The sequence below is a fragment of the Gordonia sp. NPDC057258 genome (assembly GCF_042668985.1).
Classification (GTDB): Bacteria; Actinomycetota; Actinomycetes; order Mycobacteriales; family Mycobacteriaceae; genus Gordonia; species Gordonia hongkongensis.
On the sequence record NZ_JBHUXZ010000002.1, the window covers coordinates 160,005 to 178,369 of the forward strand.

Below are 18,365 nucleotides of genomic sequence, written 5' to 3' on the forward strand. Positions count from 1 at the left end.
AGCCTGACGTAGTGCGCAAGTTCCTCCTGCCGGCGATGTTGTCGGCCCTGATCCTGCTGGTCGCCGGATGCAGCACCGGCGACGACGCGGTCGCGCAGGGGAACACCTTCCAGTTCGTGTCACCGGGCGGGCAGACCGTCATCACCTACGCGCCCGACGAGCGCAAGCCGATCGCCGAACTCGCCGGCGAGGACCTGGTCACCGAGCAGCCGTTGTCGCTGTCCGATCCGCGATTCGCGGACAAGGTCGTCGTCGTCAACGTGTGGGGTTCGTGGTGCGGACCGTGCCGCGGTGAGGCCGACGACCTCGAGCGCGTCTACGAACGCAATCGCGCCGACGGGGTGGAATTCCTCGGGATCAACCTGCGCGACGACCGGGAGTCCGCCAAGGACTTCGTCATCGACCGCAAGGTCGGATTCCCGTCGATCTACGACTTCCCGGGGATGTCACTGGCCGCTCTGACCACGCCCACCTCGGTGGTGCCGACGACGATCGTCCTCGATCGTGAGCACCGTCCGGCGGCGGTGTTCCTCAAGGCGGTCTCCGACAACGAGCTCGACGAGGTCGTCAAGCGCGTCGCGGCCGAGCCGGCGGGGTCGATGTGATGGACCCCACCACCCTGGTGCTCGCCTCCTCGATCGGCGACACCTTCGCCGACACCGTCTCCAGCGGACCGCTGCTGCTCGCCTTCGCCGCCTGCCTGCTCGCCGGGCTCGTGTCCTTCGCCTCCCCGTGCGTCGTGCCCCTCGTCCCGGGCTACCTGTCCTACCTCGCGGGTCTCGTCGGGGCCGAGGCGCCCGCGGTGAAGGTGGGGGAGAGCGCCAAGAGCGGCCGGTCGCGGGTCGCGCTGGCCGCCGGCCTGTTCGTCCTCGGCTTCACCGTCGTCTTCGTCGCCGCCACCGCCACCGTCCTCGGCGTGACCAGTACCTTCGTGTTGAATCGCGAACTGCTGCAACGCATCGGCGGGGTCGTGACCATCGCCATGGGACTGGTGTTCATCGGTCTCATCCCGGCGTTGCAGCGGGAGGTCCGCTTCGAGCCGCGGCGGGTCTCCAACATCGTCGGGGCGCCGCTGCTCGGAGCGGTCTTCGCACTCGGCTGGACGCCGTGCCTCGGGCCGACCCTCGCGGCGGTGATCGCGACCGTCAGCGGGACCGAGGGGTCGACGGCGGCCAAGGGCGTGACCCTCATCGTCGCGTACTGCCTCGGCCTGGGCCTGCCCTTCGTGATCCTGGCGTTCTCCTCGGCCTGGGCCCTGCGCAGTCTCGGCTGGCTCCGCCGGAACGCCCGCACGATCCAGGTGATCGGGGGCGTCCTGCTGATCGGGGTCGGCGTCGCCCTCCTGACCGGCTGGTGGGACCAGTTCATCGTCTGGGTCCAGGTCCGCTTCGTCACCGACACCCAACTACCGATCTGAGTGCTGTCCTGATGACCGATGTGACCGACCGCCCGCAGGTGGACACCCCCGAGCCGGCCCCGAAGCCCCACTGGGCCCGCCGCCGGGTGCTGTGGCCGCTGCGCAACCTGTGGCGTTCGCTGACCTCGATGCGGACCGCGCTGATCCTGCTGTTCCTGCTCGCCCTCGCCGCGATCCCGGGTGCCCTGCTCCCGCAGCGCGAGCTCAACGAGCAGAAGACCCTGGAGTACATCGCCGCCCGCGGTCAGCTCGGCGTGTGGATGGACCGCCTGCAGCTCTTCGACGTCTTCTCCAGCGCCTGGTTCACCGCGATCTACGTCCTGCTCTTCATCTCCCTCGTCGGCTGCCTGACGCCGCGCATGGTCGAGCACTTCCACAGCCTGCGCGCGAAACCCGTTGCCGCACCGCGCAACCTGTCGCGCTTGCCGCGGCACGTGACCCACACCGTCGACGGGGATCCGGAGACGGTCGCCCGACGGATCGACGGCCGGTTGCGCGGGTGGCGTCGCGAGGTCGTGGTCCGCGAGCCGAGCAAGGCGTATCCGGACGGGTGCGTCGAGGTCTCGGCGGAGAAGGGCTACCTGCGCGAGTTCGGCAACCTGGTGTTCCACTTCGCGCTGCTGGCGCTGCTGGTGTCGATCGCGCTGGGCAAGATGTACGGCTACGAGGGCACCCGCAGCCTCGTCGCCGACGGCGAACAGGGACTGTGCAACACCTCGACCGCGGTCTACGACTCGTTCCGCGCCGGCAACCTGGTCGACGGCACCGACCTGTCGCCGTTCTGCTTCCGCGTCGACGACTTCTCGGCGACCTTCCTGCCCAGCGGTCAGCCCGACATGTACGACGCCACCATCCGGTACGCCGCGGGCAGTGACGGCAGCGTGGGCAACCTCGGCGATCCCGCCGGCTGGGACACCGCGTCGGTGCGCGTCAACGAACCGCTTCGCGTCGCGGGCGACCGGGTCTACGTCCTCGGCAACGGTTTCGCGCCGACGTTCACGGTGACCTTCCCCAACGGGGAGAAGCGCACGCAGACCACCCCGTTCGTGCCGGACGAGCTCCAGACGATGCTCTCCTCGGGCGCGGCCCGTTTCGACACCCCGGCGGGTCTGTACCCCGACGCCGACGACCGCCGGAAGAACCAGATCGCGCTGGAGGGCCTGTTCGCGCCCACCGCGTCGTTCCACGGCTCGCTGCTGACGTCGTCGTCGCCGACCCCCGACGACCCCTTCGTCGCGATCCGGATCTTCAAGGGCGACACCGGTCTGGACACCGGCAGACCGCAGAACGTCTACTCGCTCGATCAGGACCTCGTCGAACAGGGCCGCCTCCAACGTCAGGCGCAGGTCAACCTCGCGGTCGGCCAGAGCCACACCCTCGCCGACGGCACGACGGTGACCTTCGACGGCTACGAGCGGTGGGTGTCGGTCCAGGTCTCGCACGACCCCGCCCAGATCTGGGTGCTGGTGAGCTCGATCGTCATGCTCGGCGGTCTGCTGGTGTCGCTGCTGATCCGCCGCCGCCGCATCTGGGCCCGCCTGGTCCCGGTGCCGGCTGCGAGCGCTCATGCCGACGGCGATGGCCAGGACACCGATGGCCCGGACACCGATGGCCCGGACACTGGGCAACGACGTACTGTAGTAGAAATCGCCGGGCTGGCGCGTACCGATCAGGCCGGTTGGGGTGAGGGCTTCGACGAGCAGGCGGCCGAGCTGGTGGCCGACGACGCCGACGGACCTGCCTCGCGGCGGACGACCCGGCGGCTCTAGCGGCCGGCGAAAGGAAGCACATGAACACCGACGCTCCGGCGATGCCGATCGACGAGACCCTCGCGCGGTACTCGGACCTGCTCTACGGCACGGCCATGACGGTCTACGTCGTCGCGGTCATCTTGTTCCTGGGCGCCCTCGCCGCGGTCCGCGGCCGACGCCTCGAGCAGAAGCAGCTGGTCAACGCCGGGGCGAACGGAACCGACACGCGGGTGCCCGGGCGGGTCGACGAGTCGTCGCGCCGGACCCTGGGCGAGAAGCTCGGCAACATGGCGCTCCCGGTCGTCGTCGTCGGCCTCGCCGCGCACATCGGTTCGATCGTGCTCCGCGGCATCGCGACCGACCGTGCGCCCTGGGGCAACATGTACGAGTTCATCTCGATGACGTGTGCCGCGGGCGTGCTCGCCGCCCTGATCATCCTGCGCAAGCGCGAGCACCGCCCGCTGCTCTCGTTCGTGCTGTTGCCCGTCATCCTGCTGATGTTCATCGCCGGTCGCTGGCTCTACACCCAGGCCGCACCCGTCGTCCCGGCCCTGAAGTCCTACTGGCTCGCCGTGCACGTCTCGATCATCTCGGTGTCCTCGGGCATCCTGCTGGTGTCCGGTGTGGCTAGCATCCTCTACCTGATCAAGATGCGGTGGGCTCCGACCTCGTCCGACGACTCCGCCACAACCGCGACCCGTCCGGGTCTGGGCGGCGCAGTCCGTCGGGTCGTCGAACATCTGCCGTCCGTCGAGCAACTCGACCGCCTGGCCTACAAGTGCGTCGTGATCGGCTTCCCGCTGTTCGGCCTCGGGGTGATCTGCGGTGCCATCTGGGCCGAGGCGGCCTGGGGCCGATTCTGGGGCTGGGACCCCAAGGAGACGGTGTCCTTCATCGCCTGGGTGATCTACGCGGCCTATCTGCACGCACGCGCGACGGCGGGCTGGCGCAGCAATGCCGCGGCCTGGATCAACGTCGCCGGATTCGTGGCGATGCTGTTCAACCTGTTCATCATCAACCTGGTCGTCTCGGGGCTGCACTCCTACGCCGGTCTGTGAGTACCGCCCGGTCGTGAGGCCCGCCGGCGGAAACCGTCAGCCGGACGCCTCGCTCGGGGAGTTCTCCTCGGCCCGCTTGGCGATCGCCTGGGCTTTGACCAGTTTGAGCAGGTCGATGAGTGCGTCGATGGTGTCCGGGCACAGCGAACCCATGTCGATGCCGGACAGGTGGCTCCCGGTGACCTGGAGCATCTCGACGTAATTCTGTTGCTGCCGAACGCGTTCGAGGTCTTCGTCGGGGTTGGACAGGAAATAGGTGACGCTGACGTCGAAGGCGCGAGCGATGGCCTCGACGGTGCGGAACGACGGCGTGCGGGCCTTGCCGGTGCGTAGCTGGGAGATGTACGCGTCGGACAGCGAGTAGCCGAGACGGTTGGCCTTCTCGGCGATCTTCTTGCCGGTATATCGGATGCCGTTCTCGTCACGGCTGTGTTCGAAGAGGTATCCGATCTTCTCGGCGAAGCTCAGGTCGTCATCGGTCGACGCCCCTCGCGGAGATCGTCCCGGGTTCAACGGCGCCTTCTCTCGGTCCGGCCATCGGGGAGTCGATGGTGAAGTGGACAATACCCTACCCACGGGTATGTTCCGCAGAGACGTTCTGAACCTGGTCTCAGCTTTTCGGCCGCGCGTCACGCCTCAGATCTCATCACCGTCGGTGCCGTTGGTGCCGCGGGTGCGATTGTCCAGGTCGCGCAGGAAATCGGGGTCGTCGTCGGGGCCGAGCGGGCCGCGGGGACGGGATCGACGCGGGCCGGGCGAAGGGGTGTCGCCGGACTCGTCGGAGTGGGGTCCGAAGGCGCGCCACATGAGGAAACCGATGGCCAGCAGACCCAGAACGGCGAACAGATAGATCATGACAACCTCCCGACGACCAGCGTACGTGAGACGCCTGAGAGGTCAGGGCGAAAGCCGACCTGACCCGCACTTCTCCACCGATCGGATGAGGTCCGGCCGGGCGTCGGGTCGTCGGGAGAACTACAGGGCCGTCGGGTCAGTGGGCGCGGCGGTTGAGCAAGGCGACGACGTCCTCCTCGCGGAAGCGTCGGTGGCCGCCCGGGGTGCGGATCGAGCCGAGGATGCCGGAGCTCGCCCAGCGGGCGACCGTCTTGGGATTCACGTTGAACATCGCGGCGACCTGGCCGGGGGTCAACGTGTGCTGGCTGGCCAGTCCCGGGGTGATGTAGGTCGTGGGCGGTGCGGTCTCGATGCTGGTCATGATTCCCCCTGTGCGTGTTGGAGTGCTCGGTCGGTGCGCCGAGATGGCGAAGCGGCTCTGCACGGTGGTGGACGAGTTCCTTATGAATACACGCAAATCGCCCAGGTACTCGAACCGTCAGTGGGAGGTAAAGAGCATGCAAAGGCCCGCGACCTGCGGGAGCGCCGAGACCGCCCAGTACGCTGAGGGGGTGAGTGAAACGCCCGACCCCACCCCCGGCAAGAAGGCCACGCCCGACGCGGCCACCCGCGAAACCACGGCCGGCGACGCCACGCCGCAGGCGGGTGGACGCCCGATGACCCTGGCGTTCGCCCTGTTCGCGTACACGTTCGCGCGTCTGCTGCTCGTCACCGCGGTCGTGGTGATCATCATGGTCGGCGGCAACCTGGTCGGCGTCGAGGTGCCGTTCCTCGTGGCGGCGGTGTTCGGGGTGCTGATCGCGCTCCCGCTCGGCATGGTCCTCTTCAAGACCCTGCGTCTGAAGGTCAACAGCGAGATCGCGGCACTGGAGGCCGGTCGCCGTTCCAAGCACGACGACCTGCAGGCTCGGCTCCGCGGCGAGAAGTGAGTTCGGCGACCCGTGGAACCCACGCGAGTCGTCGACCGTCGCGCTGATCGGGCCTGGACCCAGAACGCCGTCCGCCTCATCGAGGCCGACGGCCGGCGCAGTGCCGACACCCATCTCCTCCGCGTCGCGCTGCCCGCATGGTCGCGCTGGACCGTCGCCGACGGCGACACGAGCCGCGAGGTCGGCGTGGACCTCTATGTCAAGGACGAGTCGACCCATCCGACGGGGTCGCTGAAGCACCGGCTCGCGCGTTCACTGTTCCTCTATGCGCTGTGCAACGGGTGGGTCGTCGAGGGCACGCCGGTGATCGAGGCGTCGTCGGGGTCGACGGCGGTCAGCGAGGCCTACTTCGCCGAACTGATCGGGGTCCCGTTCATCGCGGTGATGACGCGGAGCACCTCGCCCGCGAAGACGGCACTCATCGAACGCCACGGCGGGCGGTGCCATTTCGTCGACCACCCCGGCGAGGTCTATGCCGAGGCGCTGCGTCTCGAGGCCGAACTCGGCGGCCACTTCATCGACCAGTTCACGATGGCCGAGCGTGCGACCGACTGGCGCGGCAACAACAACATCGCCGAGTCGATCTTCGCCCAACTGGCCGAGGAAGAGCATCCGATCCCCACCTGGATCGTCGTGGGGGCGGGTACCGGTGGTACGTCGGCGACCCTCGGACGGTATGTGCGCTACCGGCGCCACGACACCTGGCTGGCCGTCGTCGACCCGGAGAACTCGGTGTTCCTGCCGGCCTACGCGTCGGCGGACGGCACGCTGACCGCCCAGACCGGTTCGCGCATCGAAGGCATCGGCCGGCCGCGGGTCGAGCCGTCGTTCATCTCGCAGGTCATCGACCGCATGATCGGGGTGCCCGATGCGGCGTCGATCGCGACCGCCCGCCGCGTGAGCGACCTCCTCGGTCGTCGGGTCGGTGGCTCCACCGGCACCAACATGTGGGGGGCCTTCTCGCTCGTCGCCGAGATGGTCGCCGCGCGCACGCCCGGCAGCATCGTCACCCTGCTGTGTGACTCCGGGGATCGGTACGCGACGACCTACTTCGACGACGACTGGCTCGCCGCCGGTTCGTTCGACCTCGGCCCCGCCGAGACGGTGCTCGACCAGTTCCTCGCCACCGGTCGCTGGACTACCTGAGAGCCGGGCCGGCCGCCGCGGGTGGGTTACGATCCGGGAGTGTCGATGGAACCCGGGCGGACGCCCGGCACCGGAAGTGCCCTGGTGGAAGCAGTCGATCTGGTGCGCGAGTACCAGATGGGCGAGGAACGGGTTCGCGCCCTCGACGGTCTGAACCTGTCCATCGACGGCGGTCAGTTCGTCTCGGTGGTCGGCCCGTCGGGAGCGGGCAAGAGCACCCTGCTGCACGTACTCGGAGCTCTCGACACCCCGACGTCGGGCCGGATCAGCATCGACGGCGTCGACCTCGGGGCACTCGACGACACCGCCGCCTCCGAGTTCCGGCGCAACCGCGTCGGGTTCATCTTCCAGTTCTTCAACCTCGTGCCGACGATGTCGGCGTGGGAGAACGTCGCGCTGCCGCGACTGCTCGACAACCAGTCGCTCCGCAAGGCGAAACCCCGTGCCGTGGACCTGCTCCGGCGGGTCGGACTCGGCGATCGAATCGACCATCGGCCCTCGGAGCTGTCCGGCGGCCAGATGCAGCGCGTCGCGATCGCCCGCTCGCTCATCATGGACCCGACGATCCTGCTCGCCGACGAACCGACCGGCAACCTGGACTCCAAGACGGGTGAGGCGGTACTCGAACTGCTCTTCGAGGTCGCGCACGACACCCCCGACCGGCTGGTGGTGATGGTGACCCACGACCCGAAGGCCGCTGCGGTCGCCGATACCACCATCACGGTCCGCGACGGGAAGATCGCCTAGTGGCGGGACGGGGTTCTCGGGCCGCCGCCCTAGCCGCCGGTCTCACCCGCATCCGCCTGCTGAATCTGCGCGAGATCCGTACCCACCGGCTGCGCCTGCTCACCTCGCTGGCGGTGGTGGTCGTGTCGTCGGCGTTGCTGATCGCGGTGCTCGGCACCTACGGGTCGGCGTCGGAATCGGTGCGGGACTTCAACAACGCGGTGTCGGGGGTCGCCGACATCGAGGTCGCCGGTATCACCGACACCGGCGTCGACGAGTCGCTGGCCGGCGAGATCCGTCGCGACGTCGACGCGGCGGCGGCCGTCGTGCCGATGATCCGCGGGTCGGTCGTCGTCGACGGTTCGGCCGTGCCGCTGCTCGGCTCCGATCAGCGCGTCACCCAGCTCTCGGGCAGTCTGCGCGGCGCCCTGCAGCAGGGGCAGGCCGGGACCGGTCCGGGGACCGTCGACCTGGACCGACTGCGCACCGGCGTGTTCGTCGGCCCGGGACTCGGGCTCGACCGCGGAGACCGATTGACCGTCAACGGGATCGAGGTCGAGGTCCTCGAGGTCGTCGGCAACGAGCAGGCCGCCGGTCTCAACAACGGCCGCTTTCTCTTCGCCTACGTCGACCTCGCGCAGCGGCTCGTCGGACTCGAGGGCCGGCTCGACTCGATCCTCATCGTGACCGAGCCCGGCGCCGATCTGTCCGCCGTGCGCTCGCAGTTGCAGGGCATCGTGGACGGCCGTGCGGTGGTGGTCGATCCGGACTTCCGCGCCAAGCAGGCCGAGGTCGCGAGTTCGGTGACCCGCGATGCGACCCTGCTGGTCTCGCTTGTGTCGCTGGTGATCGCCGCCTTCCTGGTGTTCAACACGATGAACATGGCGGTGGCGTCGCGGCGGAGGTCGCTGGCGATGATCCGAGCGTTGGGGGCCAAGCGGTCTCACCTCGTCGGGGACATGCTCGGCGAGGCCGCGCTGATGGGTTTCGTCGGCGGCGTACTCGGCATCCCCCTTGGAATCCTGGCCGGGCGGGCGGTGATCAGCAGCCTGCCCGAACCCCCGGCCGATTCCGTCGGCACCGTCATCAACTATCACCTGCCCGGATACGCGCCCGCGGCGGCGGTGATCGCCTGCGTGGTCGCGTGTGTCGCGGCGACGACGCTGGCCGCGCGGGCGGTGTTCGCGGTCTCGCCGGTGGAGGCGATGGCTCCGGTCGAGGTGTCGGACTCCGCCGCGCGGCGTGGTCCCGCGGTGGTGATCGCCGCGGTGCTCGGGGTCGCCGGCCTGATCGCGTCGTGGGTGGTCGTGGCAACCGTGCCGGGCCGCCCGGCCATCGTCGCCGGCGTCTTCTATCTGGTCGGCGCGCTGCTGCTGTGCTTCGCGCTGTCGAAACCGTTGGCCTGGGCGGTGGTTCGGGTGGCGCGCTGGTTCGGAGGCCCCGGACAGCTCGCCTCGGTGAACACCGAGCGCGCCCCGCGGCGCGCGTGGGCGACGCTGATGACGGTCGCGGTGGCCATCGCGGTCGGCATGGGGACGTCGGGAGCGCTGGACAACCTCGTCTCGTCGATGTCGAAATCGCTCGACGGACTGGGGGATCCGGACTTCTACGTGTCGTCGACGTCGGCCGCGAGCCTGCCCCTGGGTCCGATCCTGCCGCCCTCGGTGGCCGAACGCGTTGCGGCGGTTCCTGGGGTCACCGAGGTCGTCGGTGGTCAGTGGGCCGCGGTCAACATCGGCGAGAGCAAGGCAAATGTGCAAGGGCTCGAGCCGGGTTCGCGCGCACCGTTCATGCGCAAAGCGTCGCCGGAAGCGGTGGCGAGCGTCCTCGCCGGCGACGGCATCCTGATGTCGAGCGTCTTGGCCCGCGCATTGGGCGTGGGCACGGGCGACACGGTGGAACTCGCGACCCCCAACGGTCCGCGGCAGACGGTCGTGCGTGACACCGTCGACTACGTCTCCCTCGACTCCGGTGTGGCGGCCATGTCGCAGGAGTTGCTGGGGGAGTGGTTCGACCGCGACGGCGACACCTACCTTCAGGTGATCACCTCGCCCGATGCCGACCCGGAGCAGGTCCGCCGGGACCTCGAGGCGCTCGTCGACGGCGTCCCGACGACGGGCAACAAGCCCATCAGTGTCTACAGCGGTGCCGAGGCCCTCGCGGCCACCCAGGCCACTGTCGAGCAGGCGGGCGCGTTCGCGGTCGCCATCCAGTGGATCGTCGCCGGTGCGGCCGCGATCGCACTGCTCAACACGCTGCTGCTGTCGGTCCTCGAACGACGCCGCGAGCTGGGCGTCCTGCGGGCGATGGGGGCCTCCCGCCGGTTCGTCTCGCGGACGGTGCTCGCCGAGGCGGGAGCGGTCGCCCTGGTCGGGTCGGTCCTCGGCGTCGTCCTCGGTGCCGCCATGCATCTGCTCAGCAACCAGATCCTGACCATCACGACGTCCCTGACGGTGCTGTACTCGCCACGGCCGTCGGCCCTGCTCTTCGTGACCATCGCCGTGGCTCTCTGCCTGATCGGTGCCTTCGTCCCCGCGGTCCGGGCCGGGCGGATGAACATCAGCGAGTCGATCCAGAACGAGTAGTCCGGTCGCGGATGCGCGATCGAACCAGGTGTGCCATGCCCCGCTCGTCAACTATTCTTGACACGACCATGATGTCAACATAACCTGACATCATGCACGACGACCACAGCACCGACACCGCACCCGACGCACCGAGCGCCGAGCTGGCCGGAGACGCCGCGAGCGGCGATCCGGCGAGGGGCCTGGCCGCGGTACGCGCCCTGCGCACCCTGGCCGACCGACTCGAGGACGTGCAGGTGGCCAACGCCCGTGCCCACGGGTGGAGCTGGCAGGCGATCGCAGAAGTGCTGCAGATCAGCCGACAGGCCGTGCATCAGAAGCACTCACAACGTGAGGCCCGCGCGAGTGGGCCAGAAGGAGACACAGATGTTTGAGCGAATCAGTCGCGATGACAAGATGCTGCTGGCTTTCGCCACGCAGGAGGCCGGCGACCTGGGTCACCGGCAACTCGGCAACGACCACCTGATCCTGGGCATGCTCTGCAACGCCCGCAGCCCGTTGTTCGCGCTGCTGGCCGACCAGGGGCTAGCGCTGACGTCGGCCCGGGAGGTGGTTCGGAAGTATCACGACGAGCACGCGGAACGGTCCGACGCCGCGGAGACCGCCGACGACGAGTCGGCTCGCGAACGCTATGAGGAGGATCGAGAAGCCCTGCGCGGCATCGGGATCGACCTCGACAAGGTCCGGGACGCGGTGCGCGGGCGCTTCGGTGAGGACCTGTCCGACGGCTGGGGCGAGCGTGCCCAGCGCGGCCCTCGAGGACGTGGTCACGGGCGTCGGGGGCACCGGCACCATGGTCGCGGTCGCGGACCCCGGCCGGATTGCGGCCCACAGGGTCTCGGGCCAGAGGGTTTCGGGCCGGGTGGTTTGGGGCCGGAGGGTTTCGGGCCGGGAAGTTTCGGACCGGGCGGACCGTTCGGCGGCGAGGGGCCCTGGGAGCCGGGGCGCGGCCGGCGCGGACCGCGGGGCCGGGGCGCCCGTCCGCGTTTCGCGGACGACACCCGGACGGTGTTCGGCCGGGCCATGGAGATCGCGCGGGAACGGGGTGACCGCCGCCTCCGCGCGGAGTACCTGTTGCTGGGGATCATCGACACCGCCGACGACGCGTCGCGGGCGTTGATCGAGTCCGCCACCACGGCCGACGAACTCCGCGCCGCGGTCGTGGCGAGCCTGCCCGACGTCGAGGCGCAGGTCTGATCGTCGGCGCAGGTCTGGCGTCGAGGTCCGTCAGGTGAGCGCGAGCGAGACCGCCGTGACGACCGCCCAGGCGAGCATCGCCTTGCCGGTCGTCCCGATCGACGGGATCAGTCCCGGTCCGGCCGCCCCGGTTCGGACCGGGGCGTAGGCCTGCCACAGCAGTGGGAACGTCACCAGTCCGAGCAGCGCCCAGGGGGTCGCGAACGCCAGGACCACGCTCATCGCGAGCGGAGTCAGGAGAAGCACGGCGAACAGGATCCGGGTCCGGGCGTCACCGAGGCGCACGGCGAGGGTGATCTTGCCGGATTCGGTGTCGCTGGGGATGTCTCGGAGGTTGTTGACGACCAGCACGCTGCTCGAGATCGCGCCGATCGCGATCGCGCCGGCCAGTCCGACCCAGTCGACGCGGCCGGCGGAGACGAACTGGGTGCCGAGGACGGCCACGAGCCCGAAGAAGGTGAACACCGCGACCTCGCCCCAGCCGGCGTAGCCGTATGGGCGCTTGCCGCCGGTGTAGAACCAGGCGCCGGCGATGCAGATCGCGCCGACCAGCACGAGCCACCACGCCGTCGCGATGGCGAGGACGAGCCCGCAGACCGCGCCGATCCCGAAGCACAGGAACGCGGCGGTCTTCACGGCCTTCGGCGAGGCGGCGCCCGACCCGACCAGGCGCATCGGACCGACCCGGTCGTCGTCGGTCCCCCGCACGCCGTCGGAGTAGTCGTTGGCGAAGTTCACGCCGATGATGAACGCGACGGCCACCGCCAGCGCGAGTACGGACTTCCACCACGTGACGTCGCCGGAGTGCGCCGCCGCGCCGACACCGACCACGACCGGCGCGATCGCGTTGGGGAGCGTGCGCGGACGAGCGCCCTGGATCCACTGCGAGGGGGTAGCCACGGGGTTCATCGTGTCACGGCCGCGCGCGCGAGCCGGCGGCTGCCCGGCAGGTGTAGAACTTCGTGGCGCCTGGCGCGACGACACACTACATCTGCGGGGGACGTCGAGCGATGGAACCGGTTGCGGCGCAGGTGCGTCTGAAGGTCATGCATCTTCCGCCGGACTTTCGGGCGTTCGCCCTCGACCAGGACGGCGTGTTCACCGTTGCCGATGCCCGCGGACACGGCATCAACCGGTCGGCGGTGCACCGTCGGGTGCGGGCCGGCGAGTGGGTATCGGTGCATCCTCGTGTCTATCGGCTCGCCGACCACCCCGAGACCGACCGCACGCGAATCCGGACCGCGACGCTGGCCGTCGGCACTCACGGGGTCCTCTCGGGACTCGCTGCCGCATGGTGGCATGGGATCGTCGAAGCCCCACCCGCCTTGCCCACGGTCACCGCTCTCCGCGGCCGCCACGGTCATCCGGTGACGGGAGTCCGGATTCTCAACCGCGCTCTCGCCGACGCCGACGTGCTGACCCGGGACGGGCTACCGGTCACCGGGGTCGCGTTGTCGGCTTTGGAGGGTGCGGTTGAGGGCGGCGTCGAGGTCATCGATGCTGCGCTGCAGCAGCGGCGCACCACGGTCGAGCGTCTCGTCGAAGCCTACGAGCGGCGGCGCCGGTGCGTCGGCGCGGCGGACATGGGTCCGATGGTCGAGTTGCTGGAATCGGGTGCGCGGTCGGCCGCCGAGCGTCTCGCTGTCACGATCCTCCGGACCGCGGGTATCGAAGGGTGGGTGGCGAACCATCCGACCTGTGGGTACGAGATCGACTTCGCCTTCCTCGACCGGATGGTGGCGGTGGAGATCGACGGGTTCGCCTTCCACCGCGACTCGAAGACGTTCCAGCGTGACCGCACCCGACGCAATGCGCTCCTCGCGGCGGGTTGGACGGTGCTGAACTACACCTGGGGTGACCTCCGCGACCGAGCGGAGTACGTCGCGACGTCGATCTCCCAGGCACTTGCGACCGCCGCCTGAACTGCAGTTGTCGCACATCGTTGCGCCAGGCGCGACGACACACTACATCTGCGCACCGAAGCGGGCCCGCAAGGCGCGTCGGTCGTACTTGCCGGGTCCGCGGAGGGGGAGGGCGTCGAGTTCGACGACCCGCCTGGGGGCCGCGTACTTGTCGAGCCGCTCGGTGACCGAATCGCGAATGCGGTTGACGTCGAGGCGTTCTCCGGGACGGACGACGACGAACGCGGTGACCGCCTCGCCGAGCCGGTCGTCGGGGAGTCCGACGACGACGCATTCGGCGACCGCCGGGTCGTCGGCGATCACGGCCTCGACGACCTGCGGTACGACGGTCAGCCCGCCGGTCGAGATGGCCTCGTCGGCGCGGCCGACGATCGAGAGCAGTCCGGCGTCGTCGACGCGGCCGAGGTCGTCGGTGCGGAACCAGCCCGGCTCGGCGAAGGCCGGATGGTCGGGCAGATTGCGATAGCCGGAGGCGACGACCGGACCGCCGAGCAGTACGCGCCCCACCCCGTCGGGTGCCGGATCGGCGATGCGGACCGCGACGCCGTCGAGGGGCCGCCCGTCGTAGACGCACCCTCCGGCGGTCTCGCTCATCCCGTATGTCGCGACGACCGGCAGACCTTCGTCGACCGCTCTGTCCCACAACGGTTTCGGGGTCGCCGCACCGCCGACGAGGATGGCGTCGAGCTCCCGCGAGGCGGCGGTCGCGGCGGGCTGGTCGAGAACCTTGACGAGTTGGGTGGGCACCAGCGAGGTGTATCGCCGCGGACCTTCGAAGTCGCGTACGGCGCGGGCGTAGACCTCGGGATCGAAACCGGCCCGCATGTCCAGGACCACCGGCGTCTGCCCGGCGGTCAGCGCGCGGAGCAGGACCTGCAGGCCGGCGATGTGGTGCGGGGCCAGCGCCAGCAGCCAGTTGCCCGGCCCGCCCAGATGATCGGCGGTGGCCCGCGACGACGCGGCGAGGGTCGCCGGAGTGTGTTGCGCGCCCTTGGGGGTGCCCGTCGACCCCGATGTCGAGACCACGAGGGACACGGGGTCGTCGATGGGTGCGCCCACCTGCAGCGCCGAGGCGAGTTCGGCTGCGGCGCGGGCGTCGTCGGGCACGGGCAGGAAGGCCGAGGAACCGTCGAGGATCGCCCGGAGGTCGTCGACGTGGTCGAGCACGGCGGCGGTCGACGGCAGCGGCAGGGTTCGCAGGGTCCTCAGGGCAGGTCCCCATCGGTCGGACCGTCCCCATCAGGATCGGGGTCGTCGCTGAACGGCCATCCGCGGGCGACGAGGTGTGCGCGTACCCGCGCGATGTCGTCCTCGTGCGGCAGTTCATGGGTGTAGTGGGTGATCTTCACCGCCGCGTCGATCCGCGATATCGGTTCGGGTGGCGGCGGGGACTCGCGGGCCAGCTCCGCCGACACCTGGCTCACCTCGTCGTCGGTCAGCTGCCGGCGCAGCAGCGCCACGAGCGGTATGTAGTCGTTGTGCGGGACGCCGTCGGGGTAGCCGGCGCGCAACCACTCCACGACCTTCTGCAGAAGTGTCGGGCGGTCCACGGGGTGTCTCCGATCAGAAGCGGGGACGATCACTTGTAGCCGAACGGGAAGATCTTGACGCCGGTGTAGTAGAAGATCGTCTGCCGGGTGATCCAGAGGATCCCGACGACGATCACCAGGATGACGACGCCGAAGATGAGATACGCCACGGGCTTCAGCGCGGGATGCGGATCGGAGGTCGTTCCGTCGGCGGCGACGGAACCCTCGGCGAGGGACCGCAGACGCAACCCGACTGCGAACAGCGCGGGCAGTCCCGCTCCCAGTACCAGTCCGACGATGAGGACCTTGCCGATGGCCTCGAACGTCTCCATTCTCAGGCGCTCCTCTCCGGGTCGTGCTGCACGATGATCTCGGCCGGGATGACCGGTGGCAGCGGGAGGGTCGTGTCGTCCGTCTCGGTGGCGACCGCTTCCTCCCACTCCTCGCCCGCGAGGGCCTCGCCCTCCCAGGCGTCGTTGACGTTCTCGTGGTCGACCTTGTTCTCCTGCGCGCGCCAGTACATGTAGCCCGACGCGACGACCAGGATCGCGAAGATGATGAGGGCCCCGGTGACGTCGCCGAACAGGTGCGCGAGGAAGTAGCAGGCGGCACCGACCGCGCCGGCGGCGGGCAGGGTCGTCACCCAGGCGACGGCCATCCGGCCGGCGACCGACCAGCGGACCTGGGCGCCTTTGCGGCCGACCCCCGAACCCAGGATGGAGCCGGTCGCGACCTGGGTGGTCGAGAGCGCCATGCCCGCGGCACTCGAGGTGAGGATGATGGCGGCCGACGACGCCTCGGCGGCCATGCCCTGCGGCGAGGTGATCTCGACGAGTCCCTTGCCGAGTGTGCGGATGATCCGCCAGCCGCCCAGGTAGGTGCCGATCGCGATGGCGGCGGCGCAGCTGAACACCACCCAGAAGGGGAGTCCGTGGCTGACGCTCGACGCCTCGAGGTGTCCGGTGGCGATGAGGGCCATCGCGATGACACCCATCGTCTTCTGGGCGTCTCCGGTGCCGTGGGCCAGCGAGACCAGCGATGCGGTGGCGACCTGCCCGTAGCGGAAGCCGTCCTCCTTCTGCCGGTCGGCGATCCGGCGGGTGATCGCGAAGACCAGCCAGGTTCCGCACGCCGCGACCAGACAGGCGATGACCGGTGCGGCCAGCGCGGGGATGAGGATCTTGGAGGTGATCCCGGACCAGTTGATCCCGCTGACACCGATCGCGGCCAGGCCCGAACCGATCAGCCCGCCGAACAGGGCGTGGGACGAACTCGAGGGCAGCCCGAACAGCCAGGTGAAGAGATTCCACAGGATGCCGCCGATCAGGCCCGCGAAGATGATGAGCAGCGCCGTCGTCGCCGACAAGCCGGCCACCAGCTCCCCGGCGTCGGGTCCCGAGGTCTGCTGGATGTTCAGCACGTCCTTGGTGATGGTCGCCGCGACCTCCACGGACAGGAAGGCGCCGACCAGGTTGAGCAACGCCGACAGCCCGACCGCGACCTTCGGCTTCAGGGCGCCGGTGGCGATCGACGTCGCCATCGCGTTGCCGGTGTCGTGGAAGCCGTTGGTGAAGTCGAAGCCGAGGGCTGTGACCACCAACAGCACCAGGATCAGCATCTCGCCGCTCATGGTGACGATTGTGGGACCTACCGCCCTCATTTACCTAAACATCGGGCACAGTTCCGGTGCGCGGGGTCCCCGGCCGGGGCCGACCTATCGAACGTTCAACAGACCCTCGGAAACCGGTCGCCGCTGTGGAAGAATCCGTCGGCATGACATCGATGAAGCTGGGCATGCCGATCAACTACGCGGGCGACTTCCGCGAGACCATCAACAACCTCGCGGACTTCGAAGCCGCGGGCGTGCAGCGCATCGCGGTTCCGGAGGCCTACAGCTTCGACGCCGTCTCGCAGCTGGGGTACATCGCGGCCAAGACCGAGACGATGGAACTGCAGACCGCGATCCTGCCGATGTACTCGCGGACGCCCACCAACCTGGCGATGACCGCGGCCGGCCTCGACTACATCAGCGGCGGTCGCGCGGTGCTCGGTATCGGCGCATCCGGTCCGCAGGTGATCGAGGGATTCCACGGCGTCAAGTACGACTACCCGCTGGGACGCGCCCGCGAGCACGCCGAGATCTGCCGGATGGTCTGGCGCCGCGAGAAGCTGAACTACCAGGGCAAGCACTACACGTTGCCGCTCGACGAGGAGCATGGCGGCTCGGGACTGGGCAAGTCCCTGAAGATCATCAATCACCCCGTACGCGACAACATCCCGTTGCTCCTCGCCGCCATCGGCCCGAAGAACATCGAGTTGGCCGCGGAGATGTTCGACGAGCTGCAGCCGATCCTGTTCCACCCCGAGCAGATCGACGCGGCCTTCGGTGAGTCGCTGGCGGCGGGCAAGGCCAAGCGCGATCCGTCGCTGGGGGATCTGGGCATCGTCGTCCAGGCCACCGCCCGCATCTCCGACGACGCCGAGCAGATCGACAACGCCAAGCAGCTCGTGCGCCATCATGCCGCCCTGTACATCGGCGGGATGGGCGCCCGTGGGAAGAACTTCTACAACCAGCTCGCCATCCGCTACGGCTACACCGACGAGGCGAAGCTGATCCAGGACCTCTACCTCGACGGCAAGAAGATGGAGGCCGCCGCCGCGGTCCCCGAGGACCTCGTCACGTCGATGTCGCTGATCGGTTCCAAGGCCCAGGTGGCCGAGCGGGTCGCGGCGTTCCGGGAGGCCGGTGTCACGTGCATCCTGGCCTCGCCCACCGCGCCGACCCACGCCGAGCGCGTCACCGAGGTCGAGCACCTGCGCGACATCTTCGGGGGCTGATCGCGCGATCGGCGATTGTTGTCCGGAAAACGACGGCCCGTGTACGCACGGCCGTCGTTTTCCTTTCTCGGTCTTTGCTCCTCGGGTGCAATTCCGAGACATTTCACTACACTTCGACGTTGTTCTGCCGACCGTGAATTCGGGTGTGCATTCACGGTGTTTCCGAATCCCGTCGCAGGTCGCGCGAAATACCATTCCGTTCACATCGATTAGCGTCAGTAACGGCGTTCCCCCCGAGTTGTGAGGCGACAACCCGTCCCATAGGCTCTTGTCATCCGCTCGGCCCGCATCGGTTTCACGCCGAGCGGCCGTCGCGATGACAGTGTCGGGAAATGGCCGTTCGCCCCGGTGACGCGTCGATGATGAGAATCACCACGCGACCGGCGGCAACGGATCGGCGTGACAAGAGGAC

Annotated in this window: 20 protein-coding genes; 12 read left to right on the forward strand and 8 right to left on the reverse strand. The window is 69.2% G+C overall.

Annotation, left to right across the window (positions count from 1 at the left end):
- The first annotated feature begins 11 nt into the window (after nucleotides 1–11).
- From ACFUEJ_RS02865 to ccsB, 4 genes are read left to right on the forward strand one after another with little or no spacing between them, the layout of a single operon-like run.
- Entirely contained in the window at nucleotides 12–605 is a 594-nt protein-coding gene (locus ACFUEJ_RS02865; RefSeq protein ID WP_388027469.1) for a TlpA family protein disulfide reductase, read from the forward strand.
- Nucleotides 605–1,417: a cytochrome c biogenesis CcdA family protein gene (locus ACFUEJ_RS02870; RefSeq protein WP_065629218.1), complete on the forward strand. Its 813-nt coding sequence runs from the start codon at nucleotides 605–607 to the stop codon at nucleotides 1,415–1,417. Before ACFUEJ_RS02865 ends, ACFUEJ_RS02870 begins: the two co-directional genes overlap by 1 nt.
- Before the next feature lie 11 nt (nucleotides 1,418–1,428).
- Nucleotides 1,429–3,186 (forward strand): cytochrome c biogenesis protein ResB, encoded by a 1,758-nt coding sequence (locus ACFUEJ_RS02875; RefSeq protein WP_205333500.1) that lies wholly within the window; start codon nucleotides 1,429–1,431, stop codon nucleotides 3,184–3,186.
- 20 nt (nucleotides 3,187–3,206) lie between these two features.
- Entirely contained in the window at nucleotides 3,207–4,226 is a 1,020-nt protein-coding gene (ccsB, locus tag ACFUEJ_RS02880) for a c-type cytochrome biogenesis protein CcsB (protein WP_165630519.1), read from the forward strand.
- Nucleotides 4,227–4,262: 36 nt separating this feature from the next.
- On the opposite strand, the gene ACFUEJ_RS02885 is transcribed toward ccsB, so the two are convergent.
- From ACFUEJ_RS02885 to ACFUEJ_RS02895, 3 genes are all read right to left on the reverse strand, one after another.
- Nucleotides 4,263–4,739 (reverse strand): helix-turn-helix domain-containing protein, encoded by a 477-nt coding sequence (locus tag ACFUEJ_RS02885; RefSeq protein WP_058252664.1) that lies wholly within the window; start codon nucleotides 4,737–4,739, stop codon nucleotides 4,263–4,265.
- Between the two features lie 123 nt (nucleotides 4,740–4,862).
- Complete coding sequence (locus ACFUEJ_RS02890; protein WP_058252665.1) at nucleotides 4,863–5,081, reverse strand: hypothetical protein; 219 nt, start codon at nucleotides 5,079–5,081, stop codon at nucleotides 4,863–4,865.
- Between the two features lie 136 nt (nucleotides 5,082–5,217).
- Complete coding sequence (locus ACFUEJ_RS02895; RefSeq protein WP_058252666.1) at nucleotides 5,218–5,442, reverse strand: BldC family transcriptional regulator; 225 nt, start codon at nucleotides 5,440–5,442, stop codon at nucleotides 5,218–5,220.
- Between the two features lie 190 nt (nucleotides 5,443–5,632).
- Between ACFUEJ_RS02895 and ACFUEJ_RS02900 the strand changes: the two genes are divergently transcribed.
- The 6 genes from ACFUEJ_RS02900 to ACFUEJ_RS02925 all read left to right on the forward strand — a co-directional run bounded on the left by ACFUEJ_RS02900 (nucleotide 5,633) and on the right by ACFUEJ_RS02925 (nucleotide 11,664).
- Nucleotides 5,633–6,010: a DUF4229 domain-containing protein gene (locus ACFUEJ_RS02900; protein WP_058252667.1), complete on the forward strand. Its 378-nt coding sequence runs from the start codon at nucleotides 5,633–5,635 to the stop codon at nucleotides 6,008–6,010.
- Between the two features lie 12 nt (nucleotides 6,011–6,022).
- Nucleotides 6,023–7,156, forward strand: a complete 1,134-nt coding sequence (locus tag ACFUEJ_RS02905) for a PLP-dependent cysteine synthase family protein (protein ID WP_137809713.1) — start codon at nucleotides 6,023–6,025, stop codon at nucleotides 7,154–7,156.
- A 45-nt stretch (nucleotides 7,157–7,201) separates the two neighbouring features.
- Nucleotides 7,202–7,903: an ABC transporter ATP-binding protein gene (locus tag ACFUEJ_RS02910; RefSeq protein WP_165630906.1), complete on the forward strand. Its 702-nt coding sequence runs from the start codon at nucleotides 7,202–7,204 to the stop codon at nucleotides 7,901–7,903.
- Entirely contained in the window at nucleotides 7,903–10,467 is a 2,565-nt protein-coding gene (locus ACFUEJ_RS02915; RefSeq protein ID WP_165630517.1) for an FtsX-like permease family protein, read from the forward strand. Before ACFUEJ_RS02910 ends, ACFUEJ_RS02915 begins: the two co-directional genes overlap by 1 nt.
- Before the next feature lie 92 nt (nucleotides 10,468–10,559).
- Nucleotides 10,560–10,841 (forward strand): hypothetical protein, encoded by a 282-nt coding sequence (locus tag ACFUEJ_RS02920; protein WP_065629224.1) that lies wholly within the window; start codon nucleotides 10,560–10,562, stop codon nucleotides 10,839–10,841.
- On the forward strand, nucleotides 10,834–11,664 hold the full coding sequence (locus tag ACFUEJ_RS02925) for a Clp protease N-terminal domain-containing protein (protein ID WP_159370169.1): 831 nt from the start codon (nucleotides 10,834–10,836) through the stop codon (nucleotides 11,662–11,664). The genes ACFUEJ_RS02920 and ACFUEJ_RS02925 overlap by 8 nt, the downstream gene beginning before the upstream one ends.
- A gap of 30 nt (nucleotides 11,665–11,694) precedes the next feature.
- Here ACFUEJ_RS02925 and ACFUEJ_RS02930 read toward each other — a convergent pair whose 3' ends face one another.
- Complete coding sequence (locus ACFUEJ_RS02930; protein WP_159370170.1) at nucleotides 11,695–12,564, reverse strand: 1,4-dihydroxy-2-naphthoate polyprenyltransferase; 870 nt, start codon at nucleotides 12,562–12,564, stop codon at nucleotides 11,695–11,697.
- Nucleotides 12,565–12,710: 146 nt separating this feature from the next.
- On the opposite strand from ACFUEJ_RS02930, the gene ACFUEJ_RS02935 reads away from it, so the two are divergent.
- Entirely contained in the window at nucleotides 12,711–13,586 is an 876-nt protein-coding gene (locus tag ACFUEJ_RS02935) for a type IV toxin-antitoxin system AbiEi family antitoxin domain-containing protein (protein ID WP_388027563.1), read from the forward strand.
- A gap of 42 nt (nucleotides 13,587–13,628) precedes the next feature.
- Here the strand turns inward: ACFUEJ_RS02935 and menE are convergent, their stop codons facing one another.
- The 4 genes from menE to ACFUEJ_RS02955 are packed head-to-tail and all read right to left on the reverse strand — an operon-like array spanning nucleotide 13,629 to nucleotide 16,745.
- Nucleotides 13,629–14,753 carry an o-succinylbenzoate--CoA ligase gene (gene menE, locus ACFUEJ_RS02940; RefSeq protein ID WP_388027476.1) on the reverse strand — a complete coding sequence of 375 codons (1,125 nt, stop codon included), beginning with the start codon at nucleotides 14,751–14,753 and terminating at the stop codon, nucleotides 13,629–13,631.
- A 38-nt stretch (nucleotides 14,754–14,791) separates the two neighbouring features.
- Nucleotides 14,792–15,136, reverse strand: coding sequence for a DUF3349 domain-containing protein (locus tag ACFUEJ_RS02945; RefSeq protein WP_159370171.1), 345 nt, complete (start codon nucleotides 15,134–15,136; stop codon nucleotides 14,792–14,794).
- 29 nt (nucleotides 15,137–15,165) lie between these two features.
- The gene (locus ACFUEJ_RS02950; RefSeq protein ID WP_065629227.1) at nucleotides 15,166–15,447 is read right to left on the reverse strand and encodes a hypothetical protein; all 282 of its coding nucleotides are present in this window, start codon (nucleotides 15,445–15,447) and stop codon (nucleotides 15,166–15,168) included.
- Between the two features lie 2 nt (nucleotides 15,448–15,449).
- On the reverse strand, nucleotides 15,450–16,745 hold the full coding sequence (locus ACFUEJ_RS02955) for an inorganic phosphate transporter (RefSeq protein WP_137809708.1): 1,296 nt from the start codon (nucleotides 16,743–16,745) through the stop codon (nucleotides 15,450–15,452).
- 143 nt (nucleotides 16,746–16,888) lie between these two features.
- Between ACFUEJ_RS02955 and ACFUEJ_RS02960 the strand changes: the two genes are divergently transcribed.
- Nucleotides 16,889–17,953: an LLM class F420-dependent oxidoreductase gene (locus ACFUEJ_RS02960; RefSeq protein WP_068970733.1), complete on the forward strand. Its 1,065-nt coding sequence runs from the start codon at nucleotides 16,889–16,891 to the stop codon at nucleotides 17,951–17,953.
- The last annotated feature ends 412 nt before the right edge of the window (nucleotides 17,954–18,365 follow it).

Excerpts from the sequence above, each read along its gene's own strand:
- ACFUEJ_RS02955 (WP_137809708.1), bottom strand. The coding sequence starts at position 16,745 with ATGAGCGGCGAGATGCTGATCCTGGTGCTGTTGGTGGTCACAGCCCTC.
- ACFUEJ_RS02875 (WP_205333500.1), top strand. The coding sequence starts at position 1,429 with ATGACCGATGTGACCGACCGCCCGCAGGTGGACACCCCCGAGCCGGCC.
- ACFUEJ_RS02960 (WP_068970733.1), top strand. The coding sequence starts at position 16,889 with ATGACATCGATGAAGCTGGGCATGCCGATCAACTACGCGGGCGACTTC.
- ACFUEJ_RS02895 (WP_058252666.1), bottom strand. The coding sequence starts at position 5,442 with ATGACCAGCATCGAGACCGCACCGCCCACGACCTACATCACCCCGGGA.
- ACFUEJ_RS02935 (WP_388027563.1), top strand. The coding sequence starts at position 12,711 with ATGCATCTTCCGCCGGACTTTCGGGCGTTCGCCCTCGACCAGGACGGC.
- ACFUEJ_RS02910 (WP_165630906.1), top strand. The coding sequence starts at position 7,202 with ATGGAACCCGGGCGGACGCCCGGCACCGGAAGTGCCCTGGTGGAAGCA.
- ACFUEJ_RS02925 (WP_159370169.1), top strand. The coding sequence starts at position 10,834 with ATGTTTGAGCGAATCAGTCGCGATGACAAGATGCTGCTGGCTTTCGCC.
- ACFUEJ_RS02870 (WP_065629218.1), top strand. The coding sequence starts at position 605 with ATGGACCCCACCACCCTGGTGCTCGCCTCCTCGATCGGCGACACCTTC.
- ACFUEJ_RS02950 (WP_065629227.1), bottom strand. The coding sequence starts at position 15,447 with ATGGAGACGTTCGAGGCCATCGGCAAGGTCCTCATCGTCGGACTGGTA.
- ACFUEJ_RS02890 (WP_058252665.1), bottom strand. The coding sequence starts at position 5,081 with ATGATCTATCTGTTCGCCGTTCTGGGTCTGCTGGCCATCGGTTTCCTC.
- ccsB (WP_165630519.1), top strand. The coding sequence starts at position 3,207 with ATGAACACCGACGCTCCGGCGATGCCGATCGACGAGACCCTCGCGCGG.
- ACFUEJ_RS02920 (WP_065629224.1), top strand. The coding sequence starts at position 10,560 with ATGCACGACGACCACAGCACCGACACCGCACCCGACGCACCGAGCGCC.